This window comes from Pseudoxanthobacter sp., from assembly GCF_036822375.1.
Taxonomy (GTDB): Bacteria; Pseudomonadota; Alphaproteobacteria; order Rhizobiales; family Segnochrobactraceae; genus Pseudoxanthobacter.
Genome location: NZ_DAISHT010000040.1, coordinates 1 through 4,742 on the forward strand (window position 1 = coordinate 1; position 4,742 = coordinate 4,742).

Consider the following 4,742-nt stretch of genomic DNA (forward strand, 5'->3'; position numbering starts at 1 on the left):
CGGCAAGCGGGTGCGGCGCGATCTGGTGCTGCCGCTGTTCGTGCTGGTGGTGCTGATCGCGGGCTTCCTCGTCAGCTATCCGTTCGAGATGCTGACCATCGCCTCGGTTCTCTATCTGGCCTGTCTGCCGGTGGGCGTCATCGCCTGGCGCCGCGCCGCCGCGCAGCATGCCCGGCAGGTCTCCGCGCTCTCCGGCCCGGCCGCGCCCCCGCCGCCGGCCGCCTGAAGCGGCGGCGGCGCAGAGGCGCAGAGCGAAACGAAGGCGACGGGAAAACAAAAGGCGCTGCGGACGGGCCCGTTCGCAGCGCCTTGTTTTTTGGCCGGTCGCCCCGCCCGATCCGGGCGGGGGCTTCAGGCCGCGGGCCCGCCGGGGCCGGCCTTTTCCGCCTCTCCGGCCTCGCCCGGGCCGATGAAGCGGCGGAACAGCCGCCCCGACAGCCGCGAGAGATCGTCCATGACGGTGTAGAACGACGGCACGAAGACCAGCGACAGCAGCGTGCCGACCAGCAGCCCCCCGATCACGGCAATGGCCATGGGGGCGCGGAACTCGCCGCCCTCGCCAACGCCCCACGCACTCGGCAGCATGCCGGCCACCATGGCGATGGTGGTCATGATGATGGGGCGGACGCGCTTGCGGCCGGCATCGACGATGGCTTCGGTGCGGGAGGCTCCGCGCGCGGTCGCCTCGATGGCGAAATCCACCAGCATGATCGCGTTCTTGGTGACGACGCCCATCAGCATCAGGATGCCGATGACGACGGGCATCGACACCGCGTTGTCGGTGACGAGCAGCGCGATGATGACGCCGCCCACCGCCAGCGGCAGCGACAGCAGGATGGTGACCGGCTGGAACACGCTGCCGAACAGCAGGATCAGCACGCCCAGCACCATCAGCAGCCCGGCTGCCATGGCCTGTGCGAAGCCGGAAAACACCTCGCCCATGATTTCCGCATCGTCGCTGTCCTGCACGGTGACGGCCGCCGGCAGGCCGGCGCCGGCCGCCACCGTCCGCACCCGCGCCACGGCATCGCCCAGCGCCACGCCCTCCGGCAGATCGGCACCGACGGAAACCCGGCGCTGGCGGTCGTAGCGGTCGATGGACGACGGCCCCTGCCCGAAGCTGACATCGGCGATGGCCGCCAGCGGCAGCGGCTCGCCGGAGGCCGCGCGCACCGCCATGGTCTGCACGAGCGCCAGATCCTTGCGGGCATCGGTATCGAGCTGCACGCGGATGGGGATCAGCCGGTCGCCGGCATTGAATTTCGGCAGGTTGGCGTCGATGTCGCCGATGGTGGCCACCCGTACGGCGGCCGAGATATCCTCGGTGGAAACGCCGAAGCGGGCGGCTTCCTCAAGGCGCGGCGTGATGCGGATTTCCGGCCGTTCGATGCCGGCATCGGCAGCGACGTTGGTAAACAGCGGGTCGCGCCGCAGCGCCGCTTCCATGCGGCCGGTGGCGATGTCGAGGGCTTCCGGGTCCTGCGACAGCAGGGCCACCGACATTTCGCGCACGCCGCGGTCGTTGACGTAATAGGCGCGGATATCGGGCACCGCCGCCAGCCGGCGGGTGATTTCGCCTTCGATCTGCTTCTGCGTGCCGGCGCGGCTGCCGCGCGGGGCCAGCCGCACGAACACCGCCGCGCGCCGCACCTCCAGCGTGCCGGTCGGCGTGGTGCCGCCGAGCACGAACACCTGCTCGACGCCGGGAACGTCGCGGATGGCGGCTACGATCTCATCGGTCTTGGTGCGGGTCTCGTCCAGCGTCGCGCCCGTGGGCAGTTCCACCGAAAGCACCGAGCGGCCGGTATCCTCGGCCGGCATGAAGCCGGTCGGCAGCAGGCCGGTTGCCCACAGCGAGGCGGCAAACAGCGCCACCCCGGCGGCCAGCGTCACGAAGCGCCGCTGCACCGTCCAGCGCAGCAGGCGCAGATAGGCCTGCATCAGCCGCCCGTCGCGCTCCGCATGGGCGGCATGGGGGCGCAGCAGATAGGCTGCCATCATCGGCGTGATCAGCCGGGCGACCAGCAGCGAGATCAGCACCGCCACGGCGACGGTGAGGCCGAACTGCTTGAAATACTGCCCGGCGATGCCGCCCATGAAGCTGACCGGGGCGAACACCGCCACGATGGTCATGGTGATGGCGATCACCGCGAGACCGATTTCGTCGGCCGCTTCCATCGCCGCCCGCCAGGGCGATTTGCCCATGCGCATGTGGCGCACGATGTTCTCGATTTCCACGATCGCATCGTCGACCAGAATGCCGGTGACCAGCGTGATCGCCAGCAGGCTGACGAGATTGAGCGAAAAGCCCATCAGGCTCATCAGCCAGAAGGCCGGGATGATCGACAGCGGCAGCGCGACGGCGGCAATCAGCGTGGCGCGCCAGTCGCGCAGGAAGATGAACACCACGACGATGGCCAGCGCCGCGCCCTCCATGAGGGTGTCCATGGCGGAGCGGTAGTTGCCGAAGGTGGAGGCCACGGAATCGTCGATCAGCGTGTAGCTGACATCGGGATAGTCCCGGCCGAGGGCGGCGAGCGCCTTGCCGGTGACATTGGCGACATCCACGTCGCTGGCGCCCTTGGCGCGATAGACGGAGAACGACACCACCGGCGTTTCGCCGTTGAGGCGGGCGAAGGCCCGCGGCTCCTCCACCGTGTCGGTCACGGTGCCGAGGTCGGAAAGGCGCACGGTGCGCCCGTCGGCAAGGCTGATGACGGTCTGGCCCAGATCGGCCACGGTGCGGGCCCCGGCCAGTGTGCGCACGGCCTGTTCCTGCCCGCCCACTTCGGCGCGGCCGCCGGCAAGGTCGACATTGGTCGCTCGCAGGCGCTGGGAGACCTCGCCGGCGGTGATGCCGAGGGCCATCAGCCGGTCGGGGTCGATCAGCACCTGAATTTCGCGCTCGACGCCGCCGATGCGCTCCACCCGGCCGACGCCCGGCAGCCCCTGCAGGCGGCGCTTCACCACGTCGTCGACGAACCACGAGAGCTGTTCGGGCGTCATGCCCGGCGCGGTGGCGGCAAAGGTCTGGATCGCCTGCCCCTCCACGTCGATGCGCTGGATCAGCGGCTCGTCGATGTCGCGCGGCAGGTCGGAGCGGATCTTGGCGATGGCGTCCTTGGCGTCGTTGAGGGCGCGGTCGGGGTCGACTTCGAGGCGGAATTCGATACCCGTCTGGGACTGGCCGTCGGTGACGGTGGAGACGATGTGCTTGACGCCGGTGAGGTTGGAGACCGCATCCTCGACCTTGCGGGTTACCTGCGTCTCAAGCTCGGCCGGAGCGGCGCCGGCCTGTGTGACGGTGATCGAGACGATGGGAACGTCGATATTGGGAAAACGGGTGACCGGCAGGGTCTGGAAGGCGAAGATGCCGAGCAGCATCAGCACCGCGAACAGCACGATGGCCGGCACCGGACGGCGGATCGACCATGCAGAAACATTGAGCGCCATGGCGGACGGTCCTCAGTTGGTGCCGCTGCCGGCGCGCAGGATGGGCGTCACGCGGTCGCCGTTGCGCAGGAACGTGCCGGAAATCGAGACGATCGTATCGCCGGCCTTCAGCCCGGCGGTGACGACCGCCCGGCCCTCGGCTACGAGCGCGATGGTGACGGGGCGGGTTTCCACCACGCCGCCGCCGTTCACCACCTGCACCTGCGGGCCGCGCGGGCCGTAGAGCACGGCGGAAATCGGCAGCACGATGCCCTGCCGCGAGGCGGTTTCGATCTCGCCGCGGGCGAAGGCGCCGACCTTGAGGCCCGGCGCCTGCGGCAGCGCGATGCGCACTTCGCCGAGGCGGCTGCGGTCGTTCACCTCCGGCGAAATGCGCCGCACCGTGCCGGCGATCGGGCCGGCGAAGCCCGACGGCGTGACGGCGGCAGCGTCGCCCACCGCCAGCCGCACGATGACGGCTTCCGCCACCTCGCCGGAAAGGTCGAGGTCGCCGTTCTCGATGATGCGGAACAGCGGCCCGCTCGCCGACGACACCACCTGCCCCACGCGCACATCGCGACGGCTGATGACGCCGGCGGCGGGGGCGCGGATTTCGGTGCGCTCCAGCCGGATGCCGGCATCGCGCTGCTGGGCGACGGCCAGCGCCTTGTCGGCGCGGGCGGCCTTCAGCGCCTGTTCGGCGGCGGCGAGCCGGGCGGCGCCGACATCGACATCGGACTTGCGCTGGTCATAGGCCTCGCGCGAGGCGACGCCGGTTTTTGCCAGCTGGTCGGTGCGCGCAAACACCTTGCGCGCCTGCTCCAGCGTGGCGCCGGCCTCGGTGACCTGGCTTTCGGCCTGCGAGATGGCGGCATCGGCGCGGGCCACGTGGGCCTCGGCCTGCGCCAGCGCGGCATCGAGGGTTTCGCGCGAAAGACGGGCGAGCACCGCGCCCTTTTCCACCCGGTCGCCGGCTTCCGCCAGCACCTCGGTCACGGCCTGTCCGTCGATTTCGGCGGAAACCTGCACCTCCTCGCGCGGCACGATATCGCCCGTCACCACCACCCGCTCGGTCAGGGTGCCGGGTTCGGCCTTCATGACGGAGACCGCCGGCGGGCGCGGGGCCGCGGGGGCGGCGGCCGGCTGTGCCGGCGCCGGCCGGGCCGCCGGCAGCAGCAGGGCCAGCGTAAGACCGGCAACGCAGGCGGAGCGCGCCGGGCGGGGGCGCGTCGGAACGGGGCGGATCATGAGCGGGGACTCTCGGTCGCAGGATCAGAGGCAGCGGTATCAGAGGCAGCGGTATCGGGGGC

Annotated in this window: 2 protein-coding genes and 1 pseudogene; 1 reads left to right on the top strand and 2 read right to left on the bottom strand. The window is 70.7% G+C overall.

All coding sequences use genetic code 11. The annotated features are described in order from the left end of the window. Positions 1 to 226 (top strand): annotated as a pseudogene (locus V7067_RS06220) (CDP-diacylglycerol--serine O-phosphatidyltransferase); the annotation flags it as partial. A gap of 125 nt (positions 227 to 351) precedes the next feature. Here the strand turns inward: V7067_RS06220 and V7067_RS06225 are convergent. Next, complete coding sequence (locus V7067_RS06225; RefSeq protein WP_334175018.1) at positions 352 to 3,453, bottom strand: efflux RND transporter permease subunit; 3,102 nt, start codon at positions 3,451 to 3,453, stop codon at positions 352 to 354. Positions 3,454 to 3,465: 12 nt separating this feature from the next. After that, a complete protein-coding gene (locus tag V7067_RS06230) occupies positions 3,466 to 4,680 on the bottom strand; it encodes an efflux RND transporter periplasmic adaptor subunit (protein ID WP_334175019.1) in 1,215 nt (404 codons plus the stop codon). Positions 4,681 to 4,742: the final 62 nt, after the last annotated feature.